Below are 26,638 nucleotides of genomic sequence, written 5' to 3' on the forward strand. Positions count from 1 at the left end.
TCCGGCAGGAGCCGGACGCCTCATGCGGCGGGTTTGCTTCAGATCATGCAAGAAAAATGCACGCCCTGCAGGGTCAGGCAACAATACAGGAGTTTGCCGCGCGCGAGTTGATCCGGCCCTGTGGTGTTGCGTCGAACCATCAGACGGACGGCAGGTTATCGAAGCGCGCGCAACCGCGGCTGCCAGCGCACCAACCTGGCGCGCGTGCCGAAGTCCGCTCAGGTGAGCTCGCGATACAACGCCAGATAGCGCTCGGCCGACGCTCCCCAACCGAAGTCCTGGCGCATGGCGCGCCGCTGCGTTGCCTTCCATTCGGTGCGGCGGTCGTACAGCGCGAAGGCACGGCGGATCGCGCTGCCAATGCCTTTCGGCTCGAACCGTTCGAACACGAAACCGGTGGCGAGGTCGTCGGCGAGATTTTCGAGCGATGCGTCGACCACCGTGTCCGCGAGTCCGCCCACGCAGTGCACCAGCGGCAGCGAGCCATAGGCCAGCGCGTAGAGCTGGGTCAACCCGCAGGGCTCGAAACGCGACGGCACCGCGATCACGTCGCTGCCCGCGACGATCGTATGCGCGAGCGTTTCGTCGAAGCCGAGTTCCACCGCGACCGATTCCGGATGCGCGTGCGCGGCCCGTTTCAGGCCGTTTTCGAGCGCCGGGTCGCCGGTGCCGAACACCACCAGTTGGCCGCCGCGTTTGACAATTTCCGGCACCGCTTCGAGCAGCAGATCGAGGCCTTTCTGTTCGGTGAGCCGGCTCACCACGCCGAACAGCAGCGCGTCGCTTTTCTGCGCGAGGCCGAAGCGCTTCTGCAGCGCTTCCTTGCACGCCAGCTTGCCGGCGAGGCGCGTGGCGTTGTAGTGCGAGTCGAGCAGGGTGTCGCTGGCGGGGTTCCACACGTCGTAGTCGACGCCGTTCAGAATCCCGCTCAGATCGTGCGAGCGATGGCGCAGCAGTCCGTCCAGACCGCCGCCCTGAGCCAGCGTCTGGATCTCGCGAGCGTAAGTCGGACTGACGGTCGTGATGCGGTCGGTGTAGTAAAGCCCGGCTTTGAGGAACGACAACTGCCCGTAAAACTCGATGCCGTGCATCGTGAAAAAATCGTCCGGCAAACCGAGTTGAGCGAACTGCTGCGCCGGAAACACGCCCTGATACGCAAGGTTGTGCACGGTGAACACGCAACGCGCAAGCGGCCGGCCCGACTGGCGTTCCGCTGCTTTCAGATAGGCGGGCGCGAGCCCCGCATGCCAGTCGTGCGCGTGGATGATCTGCGGCGTCCATGCCGGGTCGAGGCGCTGCGCCAGTTGCGCGGCGACCCAGCCGAGCAGCGCGAAGCGCAGCGCGTTGTCGCCGTACGGCACGTGTTCGTCGTTCAGATACGGGTTGCCGGGCCGGTCGTACAGCGTGCCGGCGCGGATCACGTAGACGATCAGGCCGTTCGAGGGCAGGGTGCCGCGTTCGAGCGTCACGTCCGGCGCGTCGAAACGGCGGCCCAGGCGCGCGACCGGTTGCAGGTCGGTAAGGCCGGCGACGACCGCCGGAAAGCCCGGCAGCAGCACCCGCACATCGGCGCCGCGCTCGATCAGCGCGGGCGGCAACGCGCCCGCGACGTCGGCGAGACCGCCCGTTTTGAGGAGGGGATACAGCTCGCTTGCGACGTGCAGGGCGCGTATCGTCATAGGCCTTTGTCTCGTTGCGATGAGGGAATGCGGTCAGTCGGTTCTGTCGGCTCAGGGGCAACTTAGGCGCACAAGGGGCACCTCAGGGGCCGCCGTCGGCGACCCCGGCGGCCTTACTTCACCTTCTGCCGCAGCGCCTCGGGCGTGACCAGCACGACGCCGTCGTCGGTACGGTAGAAGCGTTCGGCGTCGCTCGCGGGATCTTCGCCGATCACCGTGCCGTCCGGAATCGCGCAACCGCGGTCGATCACCACCTTCTGCAGCCGGCAACTCGCGCCGACGGTCACCTGTGGCAACAAGACTGCCTCACTGATGTTACAGAATGAACTCACTTTGACATTCGACGACAACACCGAGCGCGAAATCTGCGACCCGGAAATCACGCACCCGCCGCACACCAGCAGATTGTTGCCCGTGCCTTGCAGCCCCTTCATGTCGCGCACGAACTTGGCGGGCGGCAACTGTTCCTGATACGTCCAGATCGGCCAGCTACGGTCGTACAGATCGAGCGTCGGGATCGTGGAGGCGAGGTCGAGATTGGCGGCCCAGTAGGCGTCGATTGTGCCGACGTCGCGCCAGTACGGCTCGACGTTCGGGTCCGACGACACGCACGACATGCTGAACGGATGCGCGATCGCCGTGCCTTGCGTGACGACGCGCGGCAGGATGTCCTTGCCGAAGTCGTGATCCGTTTCGATGCTGGAGATGTTCTCTTCGAGCAGCGAGTACAGATAATCCGCGTTGAACACGTAGATGCCCATGCTGGCGAGCGCGATGTCCGGCCGGCCGGGCATGGCGGGCGGGTCGGCGGGCTTTTCGACGAAGCCGGTCACGCGGCGGTTTTCGTCCACGGCCATCACGCCGAAGGCCACCGCGTCCATGCGCGGCACCTCGATACAGCCGACCGTGCAATCCGCGCCGCTTTCCGCGTGGTCGGCGATCATGCGCGTGTAGTCCATCTTGTAGATGTGGTCGCCGGCCAGCACCACCACGTACTTCGGCCGGATCGAGCGGATGATGTCGAGGTTCTGGAACACGGCGTCCGCCGTGCCGCGATACCAGTGCGCGCCTTCCACGCGTTGCTGGGCCGGCCACAGGTCGATGAATTCGCCGAATTCGCCGCGCAGGAAGCTCCAGCCGCGCTGCAGATGGCGCAGCAGCGAGTGCGCCTTGTATTGCGTGACCACCGCGATGCGGCGGATGCCGGAGTTCAGACAGTTGGACAGCGCGAAGTCGATGATCCGGTATTTGCCGCCGAAGTGCACCGCCGGCTTGACGCGTTTATTGGTGAGCGGCCCGAGCCGCGTGCCCCGTCCGCCCGCGAGGACGATGGCGAGGGTGGTGCGTTGCAGATCATTCAGCCGTGCCGGAGTGTCCATGTCTGTCTCCTTTGTCGACCGGGTCTGGCGCGGCGGCCCGGGTTCGCGCTTTGGCGCTTACTCGGGTCGTCACGCTCGTTCCGGTCGTTTGCAAGATGGTTGCTGGTTAGTATGTCCCGGATGATTGGTCGCTGGTTCTCTCCGCTGATGATTCGTGCTGCCAGGCGGCGCCCGTCTTCGCGGACCCGTCTGGTAGTTCTAGCACCGATTGGCCGCGAGCGAGTAGTTTGAATTGTGCGGAGGGTTGCCACCTGACCCTGTTGCGCACGATCAACCCTTGCACGAGGCGACTCCGTGCGGCACGACACATAGAGCGTGAGGTGGCGTTGCGCAATATGCGTGCCATCCGGGTGTGCGTCGCGTGTTGCCTCGCTTGCCGCCGCCCGAAGCCTGCGCGCGCGGCAGCAGAGTTTGGGTGGTGCGTCGTAGAATCGTGCGCTTCCGGCCGCGGTTCAGTGGGCGGCTTGCCCGAGGCTTCGATCGCGATGCTTCCCGTTACTTTCAGTTTGCAAAATATCCCGATGAGTTTTCGCCGCCGTTCCCTGCTCGCGATGTTGGGCGTTTGTGCGTTGACGGTTGCGCCCGCCGTGTTGGCTGCTTCGACGGGTTCGAGCGCTTCGACCGCCGCGACGGCCAGCGCCGCCGACGCCCCAGGCGCTGCCGCGGCGCCGGCTCAGGCCGTTCAGGGTGTTCAAGCCAGCCCGGTCGCGGGCGCGGCGGCCGCCGCCTCCATCGCCGCCGACAACGCCGGTCCCGCCTACGGTCCCGAGCTTCAGGGCTTCAACTATCCCGCGCCGGTCGAGCAATTCGACTTCACGTCGCAAGGCGTGGCGTTGCATATGGCGTACATGGATATCAAGCCGGCCAATCCGAACGGCCGTACGGCGGTCTTGCTGCACGGCAAGAACTTTTGCGCGGCGACGTGGGACGCGACGATCCGGCGCCTGAGCGACGCCGGTTATCGCGTGATCGCGCCGGACCAGATCGGCTTCTGCAAATCGAGCAAGCCCGAGCGTTACCAGTACAGCTTCCAGCAACTCGCGCGCAATACGCATGCGCTGCTGGCCTCGCTTGGCGTCAGCGACGCGACCGTGATCGGTCATTCGACCGGCGGCATGCTGGCGATTCGCTATGCGCTGATGTATCCGCGCGAGACGCAGCAGCTGGTGCTGGTGAACCCGATCGGGCTGGAGGACTGGAAGGCGAAGGGCGTGCCGTCGCTGTCGGTGGATCAGTGGTACGAGCGCGAGCTGAAAACGACCGCCGACGGCATTCGCCGCTACGAGCAGTCCACTTATTACGCGGGGCATTGGCGCGCCGATTACGAGCCGTGGGTGCAGATGCTGGCGGGTATGTATCGGGGGCCGGGTAAGCAGATCGTCGCGTGGAATTCGGCTTTGTTGTACGACATGATTTACACGCAGCCGGTGGTGTACGAGTTGGGGCAGTTGAGTATGCCGACGCTGTTGCTGATCGGGCAGAAAGACACGACCGCGATTGGCAAGGATGCCGCGCCCCCTGACGTGCGCGCGAAGCTTGGCCATTATCCGGAACTGGGCAGGGCGGCGGCGAAGGCGATTCCGCATGCGACGCTGGTCGAGTTCGCGGAGTTGGGACACGCGCCGCAGATGCAGGATCCGCAGGCGTTTCATAAGGCGCTGCTGGATGGGATGGCGGCGGTGCCGGGGAATCGGTAGGCGTTTGGGCGGGTTTGTGTGGCGCGGGGGGGCGGCCACGTCGTTCATCGTTGCGCGAAACTGACTGGGGTGAGGCTGTAGTTGGCCACAAGGCGACCCATCGAGGAGCGGCAGACCTTCACGCTTTTTTCCCTTTGCGTGACACGGAGCGCTTGTCTGAACCTTTCGAGAAGCGATGCCGATTACCAAGGAGCTCGACCAGCCATGTCTCACATTCGGACAACGAGTATCCGCGCCGCTGCGAGATCATGAACGTGAGGGGGCGCATGTGCCATGCGCGCCGTTGGAGTTCGACCAGTGTTCCATTCGCGAGGTCTTCCGCAACCAGATGATGCGGCATGTGCCCCCAGCATAAGCTTCCCCTGAGCAAATCGTGCTTTGCGCCGAGGTCATTCACCAGCCACTGGCGTTCACCGGCGACCCCCTGTTGCGTCTTTTCGGCATCGGGCTGATTGTCGGTGACGACGAGCTGGATGTGCCGGCCAAATTCCTCGCGCGAGATCGGCCCCGCGATTGCGGCCAGCGGATGCGATGACGCGCAGACGGTCACCATGTGCGCTTCACATAAATGCTGCCTTTCTATGGTCCCCGGGCTCAGCTCCGGCACGTCGGTGATCGTCACCGCCAGTGCACAGGTGCCTTCCAGAACCAGACGCTCGCCACCTTGCATGGTCGTCATGCGCAGATTGATTGCAGCAGTTGGAAAGTCCGCCTGCAGGCTACGCAGGCATTCAATCAGGTGTGCGCGCGGAAAATAGGTATCCACCGCAATCGAGACTTGCGGCACCCCGGCTTCAGCAATCGCCACCGCGCGCATCTTCATTTCCTCGGTGCGTGAGATCACCCCACGAGCATCGGGCAGGAGGCTGCGGCCTGCGGCCGTCAGCGTCGCTTTGCGAGCGTTGCGCTCGAACAGCACTACATCGAAGCCACTCTCGAGCGCGCTGATCGCGTGACTGATCGCCGACTGTGCACGCCTCAGCTCCCGTGCAGCGCCAGAAAAGCTTCCCTGGTCACACACGGCAACGAAGGCCCGAAGTTGATTGATGGTGACGTTATCGAGCATACGTATCCAAAGAGTAGATGGCTGCCATAGATATTTAGTCAATTGGCTTCATGAATCAAGACCTTCAGAATCGTGTTTGTCGCTTTTGTTTCGGCACTCACAGTTAAGGGGTTCGGGTTCCCGGTGTTCAGGTGGTTCATGAATACCGTTCCCTGCTTCCGCACAACTCCAACGAAGGATGCATGACATGAACAGACTGAATGGAAAGACCGCCGTGGTCACGGGTGGCGCTACCGGTATCGGCCGCGCCGCGGCTAAGCGCTTCATCGAGGAGGGCGCCTTCGTCTTCATCTTCGGCCGACGGCAGGAAGCGCTCGACGCCGCTGTCGCCGACCTCGGGCCCAATGTCCGCGCGGTGCGGGGCTCGGTCTCCGATCTGGCCGACCTCGACCGACTCTACGCGGCGGTGAAGGCCGAGCGCGGAACCCTCGACATCGTCTTCGCCAACGCCGGGGCGGGAAGCCAGCTTGCGCTCGGCAAGATCACCGCCGAGCACATCGACGAAACCTTCGACACCAATGTGAAGGGGACGATTTTCACGGTCCAGCAGGCGCTGCCGCTGATGGGCAAGGGCGGTTCGATCATCCTGACCGGATCGAGCGCCGGCACCACGGGCGCCCCGGCAATGAGCGCCTACAGCGCGAGCAAAGCGGCAGTGCGCAACCTCGCGCGGACCTGGGCGGAGGACCTGAAGGGCACCGGCATCCGGGTGAACGTGCTGTCGCCCGGGGCGACGGCGACCGAACTCGCGAAGGAAGCGCTAGGCGAGGAGGGTCAGAAGGTCTTCGCCTCGATGACTCCGCTCCAGCGCATGGCCGATCCGGCGGAGATCGCAGCGGTGGCTGCCTTTCTCGCGTCGTCGGACAGCAGCTTCATGACCGCCAGCGAAGTCGCCGTTGACGGCGGCCTGGCGCAACTCTGACCCGCTACGCCCTGCGAGTCACTCCATTCGATATCTGGAGCCCGTAGGGCGTGGTAAACCGAAGGAAAATAGATGAGCTACGCAATTATTGGCTTCGGCAAGATCGGCCAGGCGCTTGCCAAGGCGTTTGCCCGAAGCGGCATCGAAGTATCCGTTGCAACGACTCGCGACCCGGAAAGCTTTGCATCCGCCGCGGCCGCGATCGGACCCGGGATCATTCCCAAAAAACTGGCGGAAGCGGTCAAGGCGGACGTCGTCTTTCTGGCTGTCCGTTTCGAGTCACACCGGGATGTCGCGAAGGCGCTGCCCACCTGGAAGGGCAAGACCATCGTCGATGTGACCAATGCCTACGGCGTGCCCCCTGAGGAACTGCTGGAGGGGCAACCTTCTTCCAGGGCCGTCGCGCAGGCCTTCACTGGCGCCAGACTGGTTAAGGGCTTCAATCATTTGGGCGCGACCGTCCTTGGTCAGGATCCGGCTGTGCATGGCGGCAGGCGAGTCGTGTTCCTGGCGAGCGACGATGACGGCGCCGCAGCGGAGATCGGTACGCTTGCGGAAAATCTCGGTTTCGCGCCGATCAAACTCGGCGGGCTTTCGGAAGGCGGACTGCTAGTGCACGGTCGTGGAAATAGCTGGGGTCACCTGATCTTCAAGGACCTGGTCAAGTTCGACTGATGAATCTTGATCGCTAACTTCGACGCGATCTTGCCCAAGGCCCTTCGTCGATGCATGCAGACGCAGGGCCCGCAGGCGTTTCACATTTTGAGCAGGGGATGAACCGGATTATCGCGTTCATCCCCCACTCTCAACTTACTTCCCCGCACCCGCCGCATTGGCCCGCGCCGTATGCAGCTTTTTATAACTGTCGATCAGCCGATGGTGCCGATCGAGCCCCTCCAGTTTCATACTCGTCGGCGTCAAACCGTAGAACCGCACGCTGCCGTCCACCGAACCCATTACCGCGTCCATCCGGGCGTCACCAAACATCCGACGGAAGTTGACCTCGTAGTCGTCCATCTCGAGCTCGTCGTCAAGCATCACCTCCAGCACCACGTTCAACGCCTGGTAAAACAATCCGCGCTCGACCGTGTTGTCGTTGTACTGCAGGAAGGCGCCCACCAGTTCTTGCGCTGCCTCGAATTGCTGCAAGGCGAGATTGATAAGCAGCTTCAACTCGATAACGGTTAGCTGCCCCCAGTCGGTATTCTCGTCAAACTCGATGCCGATCAACGTGGCGATATCGGAGTACTCATCCAGCTCGCTGTTTTCCATCCGCTCAAGCATGGCGGCCAGGGCGGCATCGTCCAGACGATGCAGGTTCAAGATATCGGCGCGGAACAATAGCGACTTGTTCGTGTTATCCCAGATCAAATCGTCTACCGGATAAACCTCGGAATAACCCGGCACCAGAATCCGGCAGGCGACGGCGCCCAACTGGTCATACACCGCCGAATACACTTCCTTGCCCATCTCTTCGAGAATGCCGAACAAGGTCGCCGCTTCCTCGGCATTGGAGTTTTCACCTTGACCGGAGAAATCCCATTCGACGAACTCGAAATTCGCCTTGGCGCTGAAAAAGCGCCACGACACGACACCGCTCGAATCGATGAAGTGCTCAACAAAGTTGTTCGGTTCAGTCACCGCGTTACTGACGAAGGTGGGCTGAGGCAAATCGTTCAGGCCTTCAAAACTGCGCCCCTGTAGCAACTCCGTCAAACTCCGTTCCAGCGCCACCTCGAAGCTCGGGTGAGCGCCGAACGACGCAAACACACCGCCTGTGCGCGGGTTCATCAACGTGACGCACATCAGCGGGTAGACCCCGCCCAGCGACGCGTCCTTCACCAGCACAGGGAAACCTTGCTCTTCCAGGCCCTTGATCCCGGCCAGAATGCCGGGGTATTTCGCCAGCACTTCCTGCGGCACATCCGGCAGTGCGATTTCACCTTCCAGAATTTCACGCTTCACTGCCCGTTCGAAAATTTCGGACAGACATTGCACCTGCGCTTCGGCCAGCGTATTACCGGCACTCATGCCATTGCTGACGTACAGGTTCTCGATCAGGTTGGACGGGAAGTACACCACTTCGCCGTCCGACTGCCGCACAAACGGCAGCGAACAGATACCGCGCTCCACATTGCCGGAGTTGGTGTCGTACAGATGCGAGCCACGCAATTCGCCGTCGGGATTATAAATTTCCCGGCAATACTCATCCAGAATTTCAGCCGGTAGCGCATCTTTGCGGCCGGGCTTGAACCAGCGTTCGTTCGGGTAATGGACAAATGCCGCATTGGCGATGTCTTCACCCCAAAATGCAGCACCATAGAAATGATTACAGTTCAGGCGTTCGATAAACTCGCCCAACGCCGACGCCAACGCACTTTCTTTGGTCGATCCCTTGCCATTGGTAAAACACATTGGCGAGTGCGCATCGCGAATATGCAGCGACCACACATTCGGAACGATATTGCGCCACGAAGCAATTTCAATCTTCATGCCCAAGCCCGCCAGCAGGCCGGACATATTGGCGATGGTTTGCTCCAGCGGCAGATCCTTACCCGCAATATAGGTGCTCACATCCGAAGCCGGGTTCAGCGTCAGCAAGGCCTGAGCATCGGCATCGAGGTTTTCCACCTCTTCAATGACAAACTCGGGTCCGGCTTGAACGACTTTCTTCACGGTGCAACGGTCGATAAAGCGCAAAATGCCCCGGCGGTCTGCTTCCGACATATCCGACGGCAATTCAACCTGAATCTTGAAAATCTGCCGATAACGGTTTTCCGGATCGACAATATTATTCTGCGAAAGGCGGATATTTTCCGTCGGAATATTACGATTTACGCAGTACAGCTTTACGAAGTAAGCGGCGCATAAAGCCGATGAAGCCAGAAAATAATCGAACGGACCCGGTGCCGAGCCGTCGCCCTTATAACGGATAGGCTGGTCGGCTATGACCGTGAAGTCATCGAACTTGGCCTCAAGACGTAGCTTGTCGAGGAAGTTGACTTTAATTTCCATGGGGGAATCCTGAAATGGGGCATCAAATGACGATGCCGCCATTATCCGTCACCCGGTCCAGTTGCTGTTGCAGATCGCTCACATTGCTCGCGGTGTGCAGCGAAGCGCATGGACGCGCTCTCGCACTACTTCTTGCCGGAAGCGTTCCTGGATCGAGCCAGGCGCCGCTCCTCAACGTCGGCCCGATCCATTCTGGAAGCAAACCGCGAGGAGCTGATGCAGTTGACCCGAAAAAAGATGGGCTGAATAAACTTGAAAACGGGCCGTCCAGACCGTTGGCAATTTGCCGCGTGGGCTGACCTCTGGTCTGGCGAAGCCACCCCTTGCACCGGTCCTTTCTTCTGATCAGACTCGCCGCCTATTTGAGCCTAAGCCAGAGCGACGGCATCGACCGCTTCCTCTTTCACCGGGGGAGTGTGGGTCTGTCGGATTTGCTCGATCATCCGGGTTAACACATCGAAGACCGTTTCAGGCGCGACCTGCGTTGGGATTGACTTGCATGGATTCTGATGTGCGATCCAGTCACGATATTGCTTGATCTGTTTGACCTGCCCGATGAGATCAGCGTCCACTTCGCCTTTGAAAAGGTTGAGTATCTCGCCAAACCGCCAGTACTCCACTTCAGTTTCAAACTTTTCCGCCAGCCTGTTGGCATATTGCTGCGGATATCCCGTGGCCAGCAGACGGTTCGCCGTTTGCAGATGCTCGATGACGAACCGTTCGAACGTGGCAAACAGCGCCAGAATCGCAAGGTCGGCTGCCTGCTTTGCCGCATCTTCAAGGGCGATGTTTGCGTCCTCCGGCGTTGCCCCGGTGAACTGGGTGCGTCGGATGAGTTCCTCGTGCTGGTTTTGAATCGTGCGCGTGACAACCCTGAAGCAATCGTTCGCCACAGCAAATGCCTTGTAGACCGGATCCAGCGGATTATCAAAATTCATAGTCGGAGACGTCCGTGAGCAGGTCGAGAAACAGACTTTCATCAACGCGCTTTGGCCGGCGGACTATGGCCTCGATCCAGTACCAGCCATCCCGATCGATTCCGGAACGCATGGGTGTCGACGACGGGATTCTGCTTTTTCCACTGGCGACGGTTTGCGTCGAAAACGCGGGACTTTTTCCAACATAGAAAAGGAATGCATGTCTCGCCACGCGGCCGATGAGGTCCACTCTCCCGTGCGCGCCGACGATCTTTGATCCGACAGGCATGATCCTGGCGAGTGACGCTCCGTCTTTTTTGATGTAAAGGCTCGGGGCATCGTATCGCGCCATCAGCTCTTCATTGAGCGTTACAGCACCGCGTTCCACGGTTAGACCCTGTTCTCCGCACCAGGCAGTCACTTGCTCCAGAAAGGTCGCGATGCGCTGCACATACTCGACGGCAGAAAAGCCTGCGTCTTCGGTTTTCGGTTCAGCCACTATCTGTCCTCGTATTCTCACCATGCGCCCACTGCGGCCCGCCAACGCCAGCGCGCACAGTCGATATTTTTGCCCGTATCAGTGAGATATGAACGGATGTTCCCGTGCTCATATCCGAGGCGTCAGCCTACCATCGAATCCGTCGCGAAATCCTCGAAAATTGCGTGTTAACGGGGTATAGCCGACGTCGTCGGCCATCGCGTGAAATTGCGAGGATATTGGGAAGATTATCGTGAGGCATCCTGAGGGAAGACCGTTTGCGCAGAGGCTGTAGCTGACCAAAAAAGATCCTCTCCGCCGCAGGCGGTCAGCAAGCACCGATTCTCGCGGCGGCCGGCGCCGACGCCACGGTGTTCGACGCGTCAGCGAAGCAACTCGAGCAGGACGAGATGGTCGCGCGTCCCGTTTGGCACAAATGCTTGAGGCAGTTCCCCGCGTGCTTCAAAAATTGAGGAACCCGCTCATGTCGGGTTGCCCCACAGATCGTCAATCGCGCGGATCGCCAGCAAATATCCGTTCGCTCCTGCCCCGCAGATCACTGCCGTGGCCGCCACCGAGATCGTCGAGTGGCGATACTCTTCCGAACGCTTGTGGATGTTGGTGATATGCAATTCCACCACCGGCCGTTGGATGAGCTTGACCGCGTCGAGCACCGGAATCCGACCGAACGAAAAGCCGGCCGGGTTGATGATCAGCGCGGCGTCCTGCAGGAACGCTTCCTGGATCCAGTCGATCAGCGCGCTTTCGCTGTTGGTCTGACGGAAGACGCAGTCGAACTCGAGCGCGCCGGCGAGTGCCAGGCAGTTCTGTTCGATGTCCTTCAGCGTGGTGCTGCCGTAAATGTGAGGCTCTCTTACGCCCAGCATGTTCAGGTTGGAGCCATTGAGGATGTAGAGTTTTCGGGTCATGGTTTCAATGTGTGGAGGAGCGTTCCAGGACGGTGCCTCGGGTTTCCCGGGATACCGCGATCATGAGCAAGGAGAGCAGATTCAGCGAGCCGCACACCGCTACGATGGCCCACGGGGAACCGTGAAAGGCATTGAGCAGCGCCACCGCGACAATCGGCATGGGGCCGCCGGTGAGCAGGTTGGCTCCCGAGTACGACAGGGCGGACCCCGTGTAGCGCGCCTCAGTGGGAAAAGACTCGGCGAACCACACCGGCTGGATCCCACTCTGGAACTGGGTGAAGCCGAGGAACGCGCCCATCACGGCCATTGTCGCGGCGATCGAGTTCTGGTTGAGAATCGGGAAATAGATCAGACAGCAGATCAGCGTGCAGAACGAGCCGATCATCAGCGCACGTTTGCGTCCGATCCGATCGCTCAGATAGCCGCCCGCCAGCGCGCCCACGATGGCGCAGACATTGGCGATCATCAACAGCATGAAGCCGGTCTGCCTGGGCACGCCGAGGTGTTTGGTCAGATAGCTGAGCGAGAAAACCACGATCAGATAAAACAGCGCGGCCGGTCCGCAAAAGAACAGCGTCAGGCGAAGCGCGGTGCGCCAGTGGGTCTTGAAGACGATCCCGAGCGGATTGGCGGAGCGTACGCGTGCGCCACTTTTATTGAGCGCCTCGAATGCCGGCGTCTCACTGACCTTCCTGCGGATGTAGATGCCCAGCAGCACCAGGACGAAGCTTGCGAGGAACGGGATTCGCCATCCCCAGGCATCGAAGTCGTCCGATGAAAGCAGGGTGGCGAGCGTGAAAAGTGCAAAGTTGGCGAGAATCTGGCTGAGCGGAGAACAAATGCCCAGCAGGCCCGAATACCATCCGCGCCGCGCCGCGGCCGCATGCTCCACGGCCATCAATTGGGCGCCGGTCGATTCCCCGCCGAGCGCGAAACCCTGCACGATCCGCAATAAGACCAGCAGCGTCGGCGCGAGGATGCCAACCTGGTGATAGGTGGGCAGCAAGCCCATCAGGAACGACGACGCGCCCATCACCGAGACGGTGATCAGCATCAGTTTGCGGCGTCCCCAACGGTCGCCGAGCATGCCGCAGATCACCGCGCCCAGCGGGCGGGCGGCGAGCCCGGCCCAGAAACTCGCCAGCGAAGCGAGCAGCGCGGCGGTCGGGTCGAGGGACGGGAAAAACAGCTTCGGAAAGATCGTGGCCGCGACCACGCCATACAGCGCGAAGTCGAACCATTCGAGCGCTGTACCGACGGTTGCGCCGGCCACCGCGCGACGCGCCATCAGGTGGGCCTGCGCGGACTGTTGTTCCGCAGCGAGGTCTGAGTCTGCAAAAAATGACATGTCGTCTCCTGAGTTCTCGGTATGGTGAAACGTTCGTTTCTGGCGACGAACAAGTGCTATTGTTTGCGCTGCAAAGAACGGGCGTTCCACACCGGAACTGCATTTCACATCGTAGTAAATGGCGAGAAATGTCGCTCAAAAACGGCTTGAGAATTCTCGATTTTCTGACGTCGCAAGGCGAAGGCGCAGGCCTCGTGGCCATTGCCGACGCCTTGTCTCTGCCGCGCAGCACATGCCATCGCGTGCTCACCGAGCTCGTTGAAGGCGGGTATGTCCGGCAACTGGTCGAGCACAGCCGCTACATCCTGACCATGCGCATGACCTCGAACGGGCTCGAATTCCTGAGCCTGACGGGCATCGCCGATATCGCCCAGCCCATCATTGAACGCGTGGCCGCACAGACCGGTGAACTGGCACGGCTGTCGCTGGCGGACGGCGAGGCCATTATCTGGGTGGGTAAGGCGGACGGACAGCGCATCGGCTTTCGCTACGATCCGGACATGGGCCAGGCCGCCCGACTTTCATGCACGTCGACCGGACACGCATGGCTCATGACGATGACCGACGAACAGGCGATCGCACTCGTGTTGAAGCAGGGCTTCGGACAGCCGAACGAGTTCGGACCCAATGCGCCGACCACGATCAAAGCGCTGCTGGGTTTCCTGCACGCTGCGCGCGTGCGCGGTTACGCGATGATCGACGAGGTGTTTGCTCCGCGCATGTCCGCGGTGGCGACGCCCGTGGTGAGCGGTTCGCGCTGCGTCGGCGTGATCAGTTTGGCCGGTCCGCGGATGCGCCTGACCGCCGAGAAGATTCACGAGTACTCGGTGCTGCTGCGCGAGGCGGCGAACGAGCTTGCCCAGTTGAGCAACATGGCGGGATTCCCGGGTCGGCCGCCACTCGGCAAGGGATGAGGCGGCGCCCGACTAACGCTCTACGTGCGGTGAACCTGGCGTGCCAATGCCGATGACACGCTCGTCGATCTACCGACCCACCCGGCGAATCACCTCGCCCGCATGAACATTCACCGGTATCCCATCGCGACACGCAAACTGGCCGTTCACGAGCACCGCGTCGATGCCGCTGCTCACCCGCGTCGGGTGCTCGAAGGTGGCATGGTCGGCAATGCGCTGTTCGTCGAACACGACGAGATCGGCGCAGTAGCCCAGCGCGATTGCCCCGCGACCTGCCAGGCCGAAGCGTCGCGCGCTCAGCGCGGTCATCTTGTGGATCGCGGTTTCGAGCGTGAACAGGCGGCGCTCGCGCGTGTAGTGGCCGAGCACGCGTGGGAAAGTGCCCCATAGGCGCGGATGCGGCTGCGCGTCGTGCGCGAGGCCATCCGATCCGATCATGCTCATAGGGTGCGCGAGGATGCGCGACACGTCGTCCTCGCTCATCGCGAAGTAGATGGCGCCGGCCGGGGTCAACGAGGCCGCCAGCGTTTCCGGATCGACGTTGCGGGCTTTCGCGAGCGCGAACAGCGAGTGGCCCGCGGCAGTCGGGTCCGCTTTCGACCAGGTGACCAGCACTTCATCGGACTGTTTGACGCGTGCCGGCAAGAGCATCGTCGACGACGCGTTGTACGGGTAGCAGTCGAAGCAGACGGACTGATGCGCGGACGCCGCGTCGAGCATCGCGAGCGTCTCGGTGGAATGGCCATGATTATTGCGGCCGATGATCTTGTGATGCGACACGACCGTATCGATCGCGAGGGCGCGGCCGATATGCAGCGCTTCGCGCAGCGCGTCGTCGATGGCATCGCTTTCGTCGCGCAGGTGCATGGTCAGCACGCCGTTCGCGGCGTTCAGCGGCCGGCCGATGTCAATCACTTCCTGTGCGCTGGCCGCGCGAGCGGGCGGATAGTAGAGCCCGGTCGACATGCCGATCGCACCCCCTTCCAGCGCCTCGTCCAGGTCGCGCGACATGCGCGCGATCTCGTCGTGCGTCGCGCTCCGGTCGAGGTTCGCCATGTGCCGCGCGCGCAGCGTCGTGTGGCCGACGAGGCAGGCCGCGTTGAGGGCGGGCCGTGCATCGTCGAGCGCATCGAGGTAATCGGCGAAGCGCGAGAAACGCCAGACGTCGTCGTCGCCGAGCAGACTGAGCGGCGCGGGCGGATCGCGCATCACGAGCGGCGCGAGACTGATGCCGCAATTCCCGGTGACGACCGTCGTCACGCCTTGCGACAGCTTGGGGTGCGGACCGTCGACCGGCTCCAGCAGCAGTTGATCGTCGTGCGTATGCACGTCGATGAAGCCGGGCGCGACGATCCGTTCGCGGGCGTCGAAACGCTGCGCTGTGGGCACCCCGCGCAGGTCGCCGAGCATGGTAATGCGTCCGCCTTCCACGCCGACATCGCACGCCTTGCGCGGCGCACCCGTACCGTCGATTACCGTGCCGTTTTCAATGATCAGATCCAGCATTTTGTCAGTCATGCGTGTGTCTCGATGGGCTTGAGGAGGGGGCGGCGCGAAGCTTCGGCCATTATGACGGTGACGAATGCGCCACCGTCGCCAGCTCGCGCACGGCGTCGCGGTTCGTGAGCTGATACGGACGCAGATCGAGCTTGCCCGCACGGCCGCGGATCGCGTCGGTGACCAGGGCGGCGCTGGCGCCGGCCAGCGTGAAGCCGAGCGAACCCTGGCCGGTGTTGAGCCAGAGGTTGGCGAGCGGCGTGGCGCCAAGTAGCGGTTTGCTGTCGGGCGTCGCCGGACGGAAACCCGTCCATGCGCGCACCGACGAGAAATCGCCGCCGTTCGGCATGGTGGCCTGTGCCTGCGAAGTCAGCAGACGAATCCGCGCCTCATCTTCACGCGAACCCGCTGGCGTCATATCGACCATGCCGGCGACGCGCAAATGCTGCCCCAGTCTCGCGTACACCACCTTGTGATGAAGATCGGTGACGCTGACTTGCGGCGCAACGTGACGCTCGCCGACCGGCATCGTGAGGCTGTAGCCCTTGAGCGGATAGATGGGCAGATGGATACCGAGCGGCCTGACGAGCGCGGCGCTGTCGTTGCCCAGCGCGACCACGTACGCGTCCGCGGTAATCTCGCCTTGCGAGGTGAGCGCCGCGACAATCTCGTTGCCTTCGCGCCGCAGGCTGCGCACGGAGGTCCCGCAGACGAACTGCACGCCGTATTTCTCGACGGCCACGCGGGCCAGCTCGCGCGTGAACAGGTAGCAATCGCCGGTTTCCTCGGACGCCGTGTAAATGCCGCCGGCGAGTTTGTGCCGCAGCGAATCGAGCGCCGGCTCGGTATCGATACACGACGCGGCGTCGAGCGCGGTCTGTTGTGCGCCAAAGCGCGCCTGGAACTCCATCTGCCGACGCGCGCCGTCGAAGTCATGGCGATTACGGTAGACCACCAGCTTGCCGCTCGGGCGGAAGGCGAACTCCAGGTGTTCCGTCTGCATCAGGTCGTGCATGACGTCGCGGCTATACGCGCCGAGCTGCAGCAGTTCGATGGTCGTGCGTCGGCTGCGTGCCGTCGTGCAATTGAACAGGAACGCCGCGCACCAGCCCCATTGCGCGAGACTCAGACGCGGCTGGAAACGTAACGGCGCGGTCCGGCTCAGCAGCCATTGCGACAGGTTGCCCGGCACCGACGGCCCGGCAAGCGGTGCGACGTAGCTGTAGCTGAGCTGGCCGCCGTTCGCGAAGCTCGTTTCCATACCGGGTTGCGGATGCTGTTCGATGACGGTGACGCGCCATCCTTCGCGCGCCAGATAGTAGGCGGTAGTCACGCCGACGACACCACCACCGAGAACACAGACATGCATGACAGGTTGGTCCGAAGAGTAATTGCAGAGAGGGCGCCGGGGACGGCGGACACGTGTTGCGCACGGTAAGTCGTCAGTATGGGAACGCCGCCTTCCGGTCGCAATTGAGAAAACGAGCCCCGGTATAACCTGGAGTTAACACGCGTCGGCCCGAGCTTGCGAGATCGTGGGCGTGCGAAATTGGCGTCATTGAAGAGTTAACTGCAGGGTTAACTGCAGGGTTAACGGCAGGTTATGCCCGGCAAAAAAAATGCATTAGACGGGCCAATTTGGGCGGGAAACAATCCGCCTCGTCGTCACCCCGATCAATGAAGCCCGATGTTGTTGTCGCCGCGATCGATTGGGACAGTGTGGTCGAAGGCCGGTGAATCGAACAACCAACGCGAGGCGGGACGCGATATGGACACAACGTTTTCAAGGAAGCAGAAGACGGCCGCTTTGACGAGCCTCTTCATTGCGTGGGCGGCCGGTTACGCGGATCGCATCCTGATCAGCACCGCCATCATTCCGATCCGGGCCGAGTTCAACCTCGACGCGCGGCAAGCCGGCATCGTGCTGAGCGCCTTTTACTTCAGCTATGCGATCACGCAGTTGATCGGCGGCTGGCTGTCCGACAAGATCGGTTCGCGGATCGTCGTGGTGGCTTGCGTGGCCTCCTGGTCGTTCTTCACGGGCGCGACCGGCGTGGCCTGGTCGTTTGCGTCGCTGGTCGCGATCCGTCTGCTGTTCGGCATTGGAGAGGGCGCGTTCTCGCCGGCGAGTTCGGTGACGATCGCCGAAGTGTTTCCACGCAAAGAACGGGCGCGCGCCAAGTCGCTGCTGATTTCGACGACCTTCCTCGGCAATGCGGTGGGCTCCGGGCTCATCGGCCTGACCGTGGCGCGCTTCGGCTGGCGTAGTTCGTTCACGATGCTCGCGGTGATGGGTCTCGTCGTTGCGGCGATTCTCTGGGCCTCGTTGCGCGGCGGCATGAAAGCGCAGCGGGAGCGCAATGCCAATCGTCATCGCACGCTGTGGGGACCGCTGCTTCGCATGCCCGCGGCGTGGAAGATCGCGGCCATCTGGTTCTTTGCCAGCGTGCTCTATGTCGGGGTGACGTCGTGGATGCCGTCTTACCTGATGCATACGTATCATATCGATCTCGCGCACACCGGCATGGCCGTCGCCATTCCGAACCTGCTTGCGTTCATCGGCACCAACGCGGTGGGGTATCTGCTCGACCGGCGCGCAAAGGGACACGAGCGTGCGTTCATGATTGGCGGCGCGCTCGTGAGTGCGCTCTCCATCGCGTTGATGATCAACACCACCAGCATGACGCTGCTGATGGTTTATCTCACCGTCTGTCTGCTTGCGTTCAACTTCGTCTATGCCTCGGTCTTCGCGATGCCGCTGCGCTACTTCCCGGAACATCTGATCGGCAGCGCGACCGGCTTGATGAATTTCGGTGGCCAGATGGGCGCCACGCTCGCACCGATCGCAATGGGCGCGCTGATCAATGCGTCCGGCGGCGCGTATATCTCGGCGTTCTGGCTGCTGATCGGCTCCGCAGTCGGCGGTGTGCTGGTCGCGGCTACGTGGAAACCCATCGAACCGCGCATGGGCGAAAGCGTGCAGCCGTCGTGAGGGAGACCGGCAGTGCGGCGCCCGTGCGGCCAGGCATCGCGGTTATGTGGTGCGTGACGCTTGAGCTAAACTGGCTTGGGCATCCGTTGCTGAACAACAAAGCGGCTTCGCGGCGGTGACTTCCGGATGCCGCGCGAAGCCTGACATGCCGAAGCCTCTTCCTGTTTCGTCCACGACCATGCGTTTGCGCCACATCGAAGTCTTTCACGCTGTCATGCAGGCCGGCTCGCTGTCAGGCGCCGCCAGCCTCCTGAACATTTCGCAACCGGCGGCGAGCAAGATGCTCGCGCAGGCCGAGCACAGTCTCGGCGTGGCGCTTTTCAAGCGGCTGCCCAGCGGGCTGAAACCGACGCCTGAAGCGATGCTGCTGTTTCAGGAGACCAAGACGCTGCACGCGAGCCTGGATCGTGTCAGGCATCTCGCGCGCAATCTGGCCTCGCATCCCGGCGGCATGCTGCGCATCGGTTGTATTCCGAGTCTCGGTTTGAGTCTCGTGCCGAGGGCCGTCGCTGCTTTCACGCGAGTCTGCCCGGATGTCTCGATCGACATTCGCACCGAAAACCAGCAGACCTTGTCGGCGCTGCTGCTGACGCAGGAAATCGATATCGGTATCGCGTTCGAACCGGTGGCGATGGCCGGTATCGCTATCGAAGAACTCGGCCGGGCGCGAGCCGTCCTGTTCGGCGCCGTTAGCGACTGGCCCGCAGAGGCGCCGGTCCACCTGCGCGAGCTCGACTTGTCGAAGTGGATCAGCCTCGACTCTATGGACCCGCTCGGCTCGATCGTCAACGCGACGCTGGCCGGTTTCGACGAAAGCGGCCGCGTGCCGATGATCCAGGTCAAGACCTACTACCTGGCGCGCGCGCTGGTGGAGAGTGGCATCGGCTTTACGATCATCGACGAATACACGGCGCAGTCGGCAGCCGACACGTTTGCCGTCAGGCAACTCGAACCGGCGCTGTCAGTGGGCGTGTGCATGATGACGTCGATGAGCCATGCGGGCACGCAGGGACTCAAGGTGTTCGTTCAGCAACTCGAGAAGCAACTGGCAAAGATTCGGTCATTGCAGGCCAGTGAACTTCGCGCGCAGGCTACATGAGCGAAAGCTTGAGCGTGAGCCTGAGCCGCAACGCGAATGCAATAAAAAAGGGAGGCCACCTGGCCTCCCTTTTTACATCTCACGCCGCCGCGATTACTCGCCGGCCGCCAACTCGTCGCGTATTTGCGCGCCGATCTCGAACGAGCGCAACCGCGCCGTGTGATCGTAAATCTGCGCGGTGAGCATCAACTCGTCCGCGCCGGTCTGCGCGATCACCGACTTCAACCCTTCGCGCACCGCATCGCGATCGCCAATCACCGTGCACGCGAGCGAATGCGCGACGTTATTCAACTCCATCTCCGACGCCTGGAGCCGGTCGACCGGCGGCTGCAGCTGTCCAGGCGTGCCGCGCCGCAAGTTGATGAACTGCTGCTGCAGCGACGTGAACAGACGCTGCGCTTCGTCATTGCTGTCGGCGGCGAACAGATTCACGCCGACCATCGCATGCGGTTTATCAAGCGTAGCCGACGGCCGGAATTGCGCGCGATACATCTGCAGCGCGGTGAGCATGTAGTCGGGCGCGAAATGCGACGCGAACGCGAACGGCAAACCGAGCGACGCGGCCAACTGCGCACTGAACAGCGACGAGCCGAGCAGCCACAGCGGCACATGCAGCCCCGCGCCCGGCACTGCCTGAATGCGCTGCCCGGGCACCGCGTCGGCGAAATAACGCTGCAATTCGACGACGTCGTCGGGGAACGAATCGGCGCTGTTCTGCAGATCGCGGCGCAACGCGCGAGCGGTGCTCTGATCGGTGCCCGGTGCGCGGCCGAGACCGAGGTCGATACGGTCAGGGTAGAGCGACGCCAGCGTGCCGAACTGTTCCGCGATCACGAGCGGCGCATGGTTCGGCAGCATCACGCCACCGGAACCGACGCGGATCGTCTTCGTGCCGCCGGCCACATAGCCGATCACCACCGAGGTCGCCGCGCTGGCGATCCCGGTCATGTTGTGATGTTCCGCAAGCCAGAAGCGGCGGTAGTTCCATTTTTCCGCGTGCTGCGCGAGGTCGAGCGTGTTTCTGAAGGCATCGGCAGGCGTGGCGCCCGCGATGACCGGCGAGAGGTCGAGGACCGAGAAGGGGATCATTGTCTGTTGGTTTGCTATTTCCGGCGCTTTCGCGCGATGGGGCATTCTCGCAAAGGTTCCGGTTTTCTGCTGACGGTGCGCGGATGCCCACGTTAGTGGAGGGGTGTTTGCGCCCGGCAGGCGGGGAGGGGACTCGAACCCCACCACCCGTTACATGCAAACCCGATATAGATATGGCCGATCAATATTTAACAAGCGCATGTCGCGCTGCTACCTTAAACCCCTCGAACCCTTTGACCCCACCCTCGCATCCGGCGCTTCGCGCCAGCGCCCCGCCGGGCAGACACCATTCCGGGAGACCTCCACGTGTCCATCGAATTCATCGGCATGATCCAGACCCGCAAGGTGTCTGAAACGCACGCAGCGCAAGGTCCCGTGATCGACCTCGCTTACGTCGAGCAATTTGCCCGCGCGCATGAAGACGCGGGTTTCGACCGGATCCTTGTGCCGCATCAGTCGACGAGTCCCGACGCGCTGCTGACCATCTCGCACGCGGCGAGCGTGACCCGCAACGTGCACTTCATGCTCGCGCACCGGCCGGGTTTCGTCGCGCCGACGCTGGCCGCGCGTCAACTGGCGACGCTCGACCACTATTCGCGCGGCCGCCTCGCGGTGCACATCATTTCCGGCGGCGACGATACCGAGCAGCGCCGCGACGGCGATTTTCTGTCGCACGACGAACGCTACGCGCGCACCGACGAATATCTGCAGATCGTGCGCCGCGTGTGGACCGAGACGAAACCCTTCGATCATCACGGCAAGTACTACCGCTTCGAACAAGGCTTCTCCGAAGTGAAGCCGCTGCAGCAACCGCATATTCCGGTGTATTTCGGCGGTGCGTCGGCACCGGCGCTCGAAATCGCCGGCCGTCACGCGGATGTCTACGCGCTGTGGGGCGAATCGAAGGCGCAGGTTCGCGAGCAGGTGACCCGCGTACGCGCGGAAGCGGCGAAGCATGGCCGCACGGTGCGCTTCTCGGTGTCGTTCCGGCCGATTCTCGCGGCCACGGAAAGTGCGGCATGGGAGCGCGCCCAGCACATCCTCGAGGAAACGCGGCGGCTGCGCGCGGCGCAGGGGCTTGGGGTCGGCGGCCCGGCGCAGAGCGAAGGCGCGCGGCGTTTGCTCGCGGCATCGGGGGAATCGGACCGCGTCGACGAACGCTTGTGGACCGGTGTCGCGAAAGAGATCGGCGGACGCTCGAATTCAACCGCACTGGTCGGCACGCCGGAACAGGTGGCTGAGACGCTTGCCGAGTACTACGCGCTGGGCGTCACGACCTTCCTCGTGCGCGGTTTCGATCCGCTCGAAGACGCGATCGATTACGGCCGTGAGTTGATTCCCGCGACCCGTAAGCGCATTGCGCGTGTCGAACGCGTGGCGGCCTGAACGGAAACGTAATGACCGATCTTTCTCATGCCAGCGTCACCGTCACTGCGACCGGCATCGGCGGCACGCTCGAACGTCACGCGCCGCTACGCAAATTCTGGTTCGACGACGTCCCGCCGCGCGACAGCATCGCGGCGGAACGTCGTCATCGCCAGGAACGGCTCGCCGTCGCGTTTCGTCTGTTTGCGCGCTACGGCTTCGATCAGGGTCTCGCCGGCCATATCACCGCGCGCGACCCGGAGTGGCCCGATCACTTCTGGGTCAATCCGTTCGGCAAGCATTTCAGCCGCATCCGCGTTTCCGATCTGCTGCTGGTGAATGCCGACGGTGAGATCGTGGTCGGCGAAGGTCCGCTCAATCAGGCCGCGTTCGCGATCCACGCGGCGATTCACGAAGCGCGTCCCGACGTGATCGCGGCGGCCCACACGCATTCGCTGTATGGCAAAGCGTGGTCGACGCTGGGCCGCACGCTCGATCCGCTCACCCAGGATTCGTGCGCGTTCTATCAGGATCACGCGCTGTTCGACGATTTCCGCGGCGTCGTGCTCGATACCGACGAAGGCGCGCGTATCGCGGCCGCGCTCGGCGAGCGCAAGGCGGTGATTCTGAAGAATCACGGCATTCTGACCGCGGGCCCGAGCGTGGAAGCCGCGGCGTGGTGGTACATCGGACTGGACAACGCATGTCATGCGCAATTGCTGGCCGAAGCCGCCGGCGCGCCGCAAGCCATCCCGCACGACATTGCTACGCTCACGCACGAACAGGTGGGCCGCCCCGGCGGCGCGTTGTTCGCTTTCGAGAGCCTGCTGGAAGGGCTGGTTGAGGCTGAGCCCGACGTCCTGACCTGAACGCCAACGCTAAACGTAGAGCGCCAAACGTCTAGCGCCAAACGTCTAACGCCGCAAGCAACCCCACGGAACACCCCAACATGACTCAGCGTTTCGATACGCCGGTTTCACTCCGGCGTCGCCGGCTGGTGGCCGCGTTGCCGGCCGTCACCTGGCTTGGCGCAAGCGGCGGCCTGATGTCGTCCGCCGCCTCAGGCGCGACGTCCGCAACAACCCAGACCACCGCCGATCCCACCACGCAGCACCTCGATCTGAGCAAGGTGCGCCTGCGTGTCGCGACCTACAAAGGCGGCGACGCCACCTTGCTGAAAACCGCCGGCCTCGCCGATACGCCGTACACGATCGACTGGGCCGAATTCCAGTCGGGCAACGCGATGGTCGAAGCGATGAACGGCGGCTCGCTCGACATCGCCTCGGGCAGCGAAATCCCGCCGATCTTCGCGCGTCTGCAGAACGCCCAGGTCCGCGTGATCGCCGTCTACAAGGACGACGTGAACAACCAGGTCGTGCTGGTCCCGAAGGGCTCGACGATCCGTTCGATCGCCGATCTGAAGGGCAAGCGCGTCGGCTATCTGCGCGCGACCACCACCCATTACTACCTGTTGCGGATGCTCGAAGAAGCCGGGCTGTCGTTCAACGACATTCAGGCGACCTCGCTGGCGCCGCGCGACGGTTTCGCCGCCTTCAACGCCGGCTCGCTCGACGCCTGGGCGATCTACGGCTACAACGTGCCGCTGGCGATCTCGCGCTCGGGCGCGCGCGTGCTGAAGAACGCGAACGGTTACCTGTCGGGCAATTACCTGTATTACGGGCATCCCACGACACTCACCGAGCCACTGCAGCGGGCGGCGTCGGCGGACTTGCTGGTGCGGCTGCAACGCGCCTGCGCGTGGTTCAGCCAGCATCAGGACGCGTACGCGAAAGTGCTGTCCGCCGAACTGCGCGTGCCGGAAGAAGCGATCGTGTCGCTGTATCGCAACCAGAGCCAGCCGCGCCGCATTGCCGGCACCACGGCGGCGGATATCGCCAGCGAGCAGCAGGTGGCGGACACCTTCGCGCGCGCCGGGGTGATCGACCGTCATGTCGATGTCGCACCGCTGTGGACCGAGATCTTCAACGCCGCGCTCGCTCACGGTGCGTGAGCGGCTTAACCCCCACCTATCCTCCGATCATTCGATGACCCAAGCCCTGAGGCCGGACCGCCTGCGCGCGTTCGTCGGCCGGATCGAGTCGCTGGTCGACGCAGCGGCGCCCGAAGCGCACCTGCTCGACGCCGGCGCCGCCGCATTGCGCGAACTGATCGCCCACGACGACTGGCTGCCCGATGCCTTCGCGCAGCCCGATTCCGAGCGATATCAGCAATTCCTGTTGCACGCGGACTCGCGGCAATGCTTTTCAATCGTCAGTTTTGTGTGGGGGCCGGGGCAGGCGACGCCGGTCCACGATCACACCGTGTGGGGGCTGATCGGCGTGCTGCGTGGCGCGGAAATTGCACAGGCTTATCGCATCACGCCGGATGGCGCGCTGCAGGAGCAGGGCGCGGCCCAACGCCTCGATCGCGGGGACGTGGATGCGGTCTCGCCGGGTATCGGCGACATTCATCGCGTGAGCAATGCTTTTGGTGACCGTACGTCGATCAGCATTCACGTGTACGGTGCAAATATCGGCGCGGTGAGCCGTTCGGTTTATCCGGCCGGCGGCGGCCGCAAAGCGTTTATCTCCGGCTACTCGAACGACGTGTTACCGAATATCTGGAATGTCTCGAAGGAGTCTTCGATCTCATGAGTGTCGTTACAAACTTTCGTACCCGATCATTCGACGACGTGCGCCGCACACTGCTCGATCGCGAGGAAATCGCGCTCGTCGACGTGCGCGAGGAAGATCCGCACGCCCGCAGTCATCCGCTGTTTGCCGCTAATTTGCCGCTGTCGCGGCTCGAACTCGATGCGCCGGTCCGCTTGCTGCGTCGCGCAGTGCCGATCGTCGTGTTCGATTCGGGTGAAGGACTCGCCGAACGCGCCGCGCTGCGTTTGAGCGAGTTGGGCTATACCGACGTCGCGTTGCTCGAAGGCGGCCTGCAAGGCTGGCACGCAGCCGGCGGCGAACTGTTCCAGGACGTCAACGCGCCGAGCAAGGCGTTCGGCGAACTGGTGGAGAGCGAGCGGCATACGCCATCGCTGGCCGCGCCGCAGGTGCAGGCGCTGCTCGATCACGAAACCGACGTGGTGGTGCTCGACGCGCGCCGCTTCGACGAATATCAGACCATGAACATTCCCGGCAGCATCAGCGTGCCGGGCGCGGAACTCGTGCTGCGCGCGCGCCAGCTCGCGCCGGACCCGGCGACGCGGATCATCGTCAATTGCGCGGGGCGCACGCGCAGCATTATCGGCGCGCAGTCGCTGATCAACGCGGGCGTGCCGAATCCGGTCGCGGCGCTGCGCAACGGCACGATCGGCTGGACGCTCGCAGGGCAAGCGCTGGCGCATGGCAGCGCGCGCCGTTTCGAACCGATCGCCGACGACAAGCTGCGTCTGGCCGCCGCCGATGCCGCGCGCACGGTCGCGGATCGCGCGAAAGTGGGCCGCACGTCGCGCGACGAAGCGCGGCGCTGGGCCGGTGAAGCGGTGCGTACCGTGTATCGCTTCGACGTCCGCACGCCGGAAGAATACGAAGCGGGCCACGTGCCCGGTTTTCGTAGTGCGCCAGGCGGGCAACTGGTGCAGGAAACCGACATGTTCGCGCCGGTGCGCGGCGCGCGCGTGATTCTCGCGGACAACGACGGCGTGCGCGCCAATATGACGGCGTCCTGGCTCGCGCAGATGAACGTCGAGGTGTACGTGGTGGACGGCCTGACGGCTGCGGACCTCGGCGAGAAAGGCGCGGCACCGGCGGCACGCGATGCGCCGGCACCGCCGGCTGCCGATGAAATCACGCCGGCTGGCCTGGTCACGCTGCTGCAAACGCCGGGCACGGTCGTGCTGGATTTCACGACCAGCGCGAATTATGTGAAGCGACATATCCCGGGCGCGTGGTTCGTGATCCGCTCGCAACTCGCCGACGCGTTGCACAAGTTGCCGGCCGCTCAGCGATATGTGGTGACGTGCGGCAGCAGTGCGCTTGCGCGTTTTGCCGCGCCTGAGCTGGCGTCGTTGACGGGCAAACCGGTGCAGGTGCTGAGCGGCGGGACGGCGGCGTGGATCGAAGCGGGCTTGCCGCTGGAAAGCGGGGAGGCGCGGCTCGCGTCGCCGCGTATCGATCGTTACCGGCGTCCGTATGAAGGCACCGACAACGCGCGGGAAGCGATGAATGCGTATCTGGAGTGGGAGTACGGTCTCGTCGCGCAGCTTGGGCGCGATGGGACGCATGGGTTCCGGGTGATTTGA

22 protein-coding genes and 1 pseudogene are annotated in these 26,638 nt (G+C 63.0%); 12 read left to right on the forward strand and 11 right to left on the reverse strand.

Translation table 11 applies throughout. The annotated features are described in order from the left end of the window. Positions 1-218 precede the first annotated feature (218 nt). Complete coding sequence (gene glgA / locus HWY05_RS07605) at positions 219-1,679, reverse strand: glycogen synthase GlgA (protein ID WP_176057945.1); 1,461 nt, start codon at positions 1,677-1,679, stop codon at positions 219-221. Positions 1,680-1,792: 113 nt separating this feature from the next. Then, complete coding sequence (glgC, locus tag HWY05_RS07610) at positions 1,793-3,058, reverse strand: glucose-1-phosphate adenylyltransferase (RefSeq protein ID WP_035551161.1); 1,266 nt, start codon at positions 3,056-3,058, stop codon at positions 1,793-1,795. A 521-nt stretch (positions 3,059-3,579) separates the two neighbouring features. Here glgC and HWY05_RS07615 point away from each other — a divergent pair. After that, positions 3,580-4,755 (forward strand): alpha/beta hydrolase, encoded by a 1,176-nt coding sequence (locus HWY05_RS07615; RefSeq protein ID WP_176057946.1) that lies wholly within the window; start codon positions 3,580-3,582, stop codon positions 4,753-4,755. 118 nt (positions 4,756-4,873) lie between these two features. On the opposite strand, the gene HWY05_RS07620 is transcribed toward HWY05_RS07615, so the two are convergent. Next, positions 4,874-5,821 (reverse strand): LysR family transcriptional regulator, encoded by a 948-nt coding sequence (locus HWY05_RS07620; RefSeq protein WP_176057947.1) that lies wholly within the window; start codon positions 5,819-5,821, stop codon positions 4,874-4,876. A gap of 187 nt (positions 5,822-6,008) precedes the next feature. Here HWY05_RS07620 and HWY05_RS07625 point away from each other — a divergent pair, with 187 nt between their 5' ends. Both HWY05_RS07625 and HWY05_RS07630 read left to right on the forward strand, forming a co-directional pair. After that, positions 6,009-6,743: an SDR family oxidoreductase gene (locus HWY05_RS07625; RefSeq protein WP_176057948.1), complete on the forward strand. Its 735-nt coding sequence runs from the start codon at positions 6,009-6,011 to the stop codon at positions 6,741-6,743. A gap of 72 nt (positions 6,744-6,815) precedes the next feature. After that, positions 6,816-7,418 (forward strand): NADPH-dependent F420 reductase, encoded by a 603-nt coding sequence (locus HWY05_RS07630; RefSeq protein ID WP_176057949.1) that lies wholly within the window; start codon positions 6,816-6,818, stop codon positions 7,416-7,418. A 135-nt stretch (positions 7,419-7,553) separates the two neighbouring features. Here the strand turns inward: HWY05_RS07630 and HWY05_RS07635 are convergent, their stop codons facing one another. The 3 genes from HWY05_RS07635 to HWY05_RS07645 all read right to left on the reverse strand — a co-directional run bounded on the left by HWY05_RS07635 (position 7,554) and on the right by HWY05_RS07645 (position 11,174). Then, on the reverse strand, positions 7,554-9,758 hold the full coding sequence (locus tag HWY05_RS07635; RefSeq protein ID WP_176057950.1) for an OsmC domain/YcaO domain-containing protein: 2,205 nt from the start codon (positions 9,756-9,758) through the stop codon (positions 7,554-7,556). 368 nt (positions 9,759-10,126) lie between these two features. Further along, the gene (locus HWY05_RS07640) at positions 10,127-10,696 is read right to left on the reverse strand and encodes a hypothetical protein (protein WP_176057951.1); all 570 of its coding nucleotides are present in this window, start codon (positions 10,694-10,696) and stop codon (positions 10,127-10,129) included. Beyond that, on the reverse strand, positions 10,686-11,174 hold the full coding sequence (locus HWY05_RS07645; protein ID WP_176057952.1) for a hypothetical protein: 489 nt from the start codon (positions 11,172-11,174) through the stop codon (positions 10,686-10,688). The genes HWY05_RS07640 and HWY05_RS07645 overlap by 11 nt, the downstream gene beginning before the upstream one ends. 290 nt (positions 11,175-11,464) lie before the next feature. Here HWY05_RS07645 and HWY05_RS38245 point away from each other — a divergent pair. Then, positions 11,465-11,572, forward strand: a pseudogene (locus tag HWY05_RS38245) (SAM-dependent methyltransferase); the annotation flags it as partial. A 63-nt stretch (positions 11,573-11,635) separates the two neighbouring features. Here the strand turns inward: HWY05_RS38245 and HWY05_RS07650 are convergent. Beyond that, on the reverse strand, positions 11,636-12,082 hold the full coding sequence (locus tag HWY05_RS07650) for a type II 3-dehydroquinate dehydratase (protein WP_035551139.1): 447 nt from the start codon (positions 12,080-12,082) through the stop codon (positions 11,636-11,638). Between the two features lie 4 nt (positions 12,083-12,086). Further along, positions 12,087-13,370 (reverse strand): MFS transporter, encoded by a 1,284-nt coding sequence (locus HWY05_RS07655; protein WP_176058425.1) that lies wholly within the window; start codon positions 13,368-13,370, stop codon positions 12,087-12,089. A 188-nt stretch (positions 13,371-13,558) separates the two neighbouring features. On the opposite strand from HWY05_RS07655, the gene HWY05_RS07660 reads away from it, so the two are divergent. Further along, a complete protein-coding gene (locus HWY05_RS07660) occupies positions 13,559-14,344 on the forward strand; it encodes an IclR family transcriptional regulator (RefSeq protein WP_176057953.1) in 786 nt (261 codons plus the stop codon). Positions 14,345-14,413: 69 nt separating this feature from the next. On the opposite strand, the gene HWY05_RS07665 is transcribed toward HWY05_RS07660, so the two are convergent. Beyond that, complete coding sequence (locus HWY05_RS07665) at positions 14,414-15,862, reverse strand: D-aminoacylase (RefSeq protein ID WP_176057954.1); 1,449 nt, start codon at positions 15,860-15,862, stop codon at positions 14,414-14,416. Between the two features lie 49 nt (positions 15,863-15,911). Continuing rightward, entirely contained in the window at positions 15,912-17,210 is a 1,299-nt protein-coding gene (locus HWY05_RS07670; protein WP_176057955.1) for a D-amino acid dehydrogenase, read from the reverse strand. A 399-nt stretch (positions 17,211-17,609) separates the two neighbouring features. Between HWY05_RS07670 and HWY05_RS07675 the strand changes: the two genes are divergently transcribed. Both HWY05_RS07675 and HWY05_RS07680 read left to right on the forward strand, forming a co-directional pair. Further along, complete coding sequence (locus HWY05_RS07675; protein ID WP_176057956.1) at positions 17,610-18,833, forward strand: MFS transporter; 1,224 nt, start codon at positions 17,610-17,612, stop codon at positions 18,831-18,833. A 145-nt stretch (positions 18,834-18,978) separates the two neighbouring features. Further along, a complete protein-coding gene (locus HWY05_RS07680) occupies positions 18,979-19,932 on the forward strand; it encodes a LysR family transcriptional regulator (protein WP_176057957.1) in 954 nt (317 codons plus the stop codon). Positions 19,933-20,025: 93 nt separating this feature from the next. On the opposite strand, the gene HWY05_RS07685 is transcribed toward HWY05_RS07680, so the two are convergent. After that, positions 20,026-21,021: an LLM class flavin-dependent oxidoreductase gene (locus tag HWY05_RS07685; RefSeq protein WP_176057958.1), complete on the reverse strand. Its 996-nt coding sequence runs from the start codon at positions 21,019-21,021 to the stop codon at positions 20,026-20,028. 306 nt (positions 21,022-21,327) lie between these two features. On the opposite strand from HWY05_RS07685, the gene HWY05_RS07690 reads away from it, so the two are divergent. The 5 genes from HWY05_RS07690 (at position 21,328) to HWY05_RS07710 (ending at position 26,638) form a co-directional block, all read left to right on the forward strand. Further along, entirely contained in the window at positions 21,328-22,407 is a 1,080-nt protein-coding gene (locus tag HWY05_RS07690; RefSeq protein ID WP_176057959.1) for an LLM class flavin-dependent oxidoreductase, read from the forward strand. 11 nt (positions 22,408-22,418) lie between these two features. Further along, complete coding sequence (locus HWY05_RS07695) at positions 22,419-23,255, forward strand: class II aldolase/adducin family protein (RefSeq protein WP_244146546.1); 837 nt, start codon at positions 22,419-22,421, stop codon at positions 23,253-23,255. Between the two features lie 80 nt (positions 23,256-23,335). Continuing rightward, on the forward strand, positions 23,336-24,397 hold the full coding sequence (locus HWY05_RS07700; RefSeq protein ID WP_208459083.1) for an ABC transporter substrate-binding protein: 1,062 nt from the start codon (positions 23,336-23,338) through the stop codon (positions 24,395-24,397). Between the two features lie 34 nt (positions 24,398-24,431). After that, positions 24,432-25,040, forward strand: a complete 609-nt coding sequence (locus HWY05_RS07705; protein WP_176057960.1) for a cysteine dioxygenase — start codon at positions 24,432-24,434, stop codon at positions 25,038-25,040. Then, positions 25,037-26,638 (forward strand): rhodanese-related sulfurtransferase, encoded by a 1,602-nt coding sequence (locus HWY05_RS07710; protein ID WP_176057961.1) that lies wholly within the window; start codon positions 25,037-25,039, stop codon positions 26,636-26,638. Before HWY05_RS07705 ends, HWY05_RS07710 begins: the two co-directional genes overlap by 4 nt.

Origin of the sequence: Paraburkholderia sp. BCC1876, from assembly GCF_902833695.1 — a bacterium.
Lineage (GTDB): Bacteria > Pseudomonadota > Gammaproteobacteria > Burkholderiales > Burkholderiaceae > Paraburkholderia.

What these genes read in the sequence shown, in the direction of transcription:
- glgA (WP_176057945.1), bottom strand. Translation starts at nt 1,679, where the DNA reads ATGACGATACGCGCCCTGCACGTCGCAAGCGAGCTGTATCCCCTCCTC.
- glgC (WP_035551161.1), bottom strand. Translation starts at nt 3,058, where the DNA reads ATGGACACTCCGGCACGGCTGAATGATCTGCAACGCACCACCCTCGCC.
- HWY05_RS07615 (WP_176057946.1), top strand. Translation starts at nt 3,580, where the DNA reads ATGAGTTTTCGCCGCCGTTCCCTGCTCGCGATGTTGGGCGTTTGTGCG.
- HWY05_RS07620 (WP_176057947.1), bottom strand. Translation starts at nt 5,821, where the DNA reads ATGCTCGATAACGTCACCATCAATCAACTTCGGGCCTTCGTTGCCGTG.
- HWY05_RS07625 (WP_176057948.1), top strand. Translation starts at nt 6,009, where the DNA reads ATGAACAGACTGAATGGAAAGACCGCCGTGGTCACGGGTGGCGCTACC.
- HWY05_RS07630 (WP_176057949.1), top strand. Translation starts at nt 6,816, where the DNA reads ATGAGCTACGCAATTATTGGCTTCGGCAAGATCGGCCAGGCGCTTGCC.
- HWY05_RS07635 (WP_176057950.1), bottom strand. Translation starts at nt 9,758, where the DNA reads ATGGAAATTAAAGTCAACTTCCTCGACAAGCTACGTCTTGAGGCCAAG.
- HWY05_RS07640 (WP_176057951.1), bottom strand. Translation starts at nt 10,696, where the DNA reads ATGAATTTTGATAATCCGCTGGATCCGGTCTACAAGGCATTTGCTGTG.
- HWY05_RS07650 (WP_035551139.1), bottom strand. Translation starts at nt 12,082, where the DNA reads ATGACCCGAAAACTCTACATCCTCAATGGCTCCAACCTGAACATGCTG.
- HWY05_RS07655 (WP_176058425.1), bottom strand. Translation starts at nt 13,370, where the DNA reads ATGGCGCGTCGCGCGGTGGCCGGCGCAACCGTCGGTACAGCGCTCGAA.
- HWY05_RS07660 (WP_176057953.1), top strand. Translation starts at nt 13,559, where the DNA reads ATGTCGCTCAAAAACGGCTTGAGAATTCTCGATTTTCTGACGTCGCAA.
- HWY05_RS07665 (WP_176057954.1), bottom strand. Translation starts at nt 15,862, where the DNA reads ATGACTGACAAAATGCTGGATCTGATCATTGAAAACGGCACGGTAATC.
- HWY05_RS07670 (WP_176057955.1), bottom strand. Translation starts at nt 17,210, where the DNA reads ATGCATGTCTGTGTTCTCGGTGGTGGTGTCGTCGGCGTGACTACCGCC.
- HWY05_RS07675 (WP_176057956.1), top strand. Translation starts at nt 17,610, where the DNA reads ATGGACACAACGTTTTCAAGGAAGCAGAAGACGGCCGCTTTGACGAGC.
- HWY05_RS07680 (WP_176057957.1), top strand. Translation starts at nt 18,979, where the DNA reads ATGCCGAAGCCTCTTCCTGTTTCGTCCACGACCATGCGTTTGCGCCAC.
- HWY05_RS07685 (WP_176057958.1), bottom strand. Translation starts at nt 21,021, where the DNA reads ATGATCCCCTTCTCGGTCCTCGACCTCTCGCCGGTCATCGCGGGCGCC.
- HWY05_RS07695 (WP_244146546.1), top strand. Translation starts at nt 22,419, where the DNA reads ATGACCGATCTTTCTCATGCCAGCGTCACCGTCACTGCGACCGGCATC.
- HWY05_RS07700 (WP_208459083.1), top strand. Translation starts at nt 23,336, where the DNA reads ATGACTCAGCGTTTCGATACGCCGGTTTCACTCCGGCGTCGCCGGCTG.
- HWY05_RS07705 (WP_176057960.1), top strand. Translation starts at nt 24,432, where the DNA reads ATGACCCAAGCCCTGAGGCCGGACCGCCTGCGCGCGTTCGTCGGCCGG.
- HWY05_RS07710 (WP_176057961.1), top strand. Translation starts at nt 25,037, where the DNA reads ATGAGTGTCGTTACAAACTTTCGTACCCGATCATTCGACGACGTGCGC.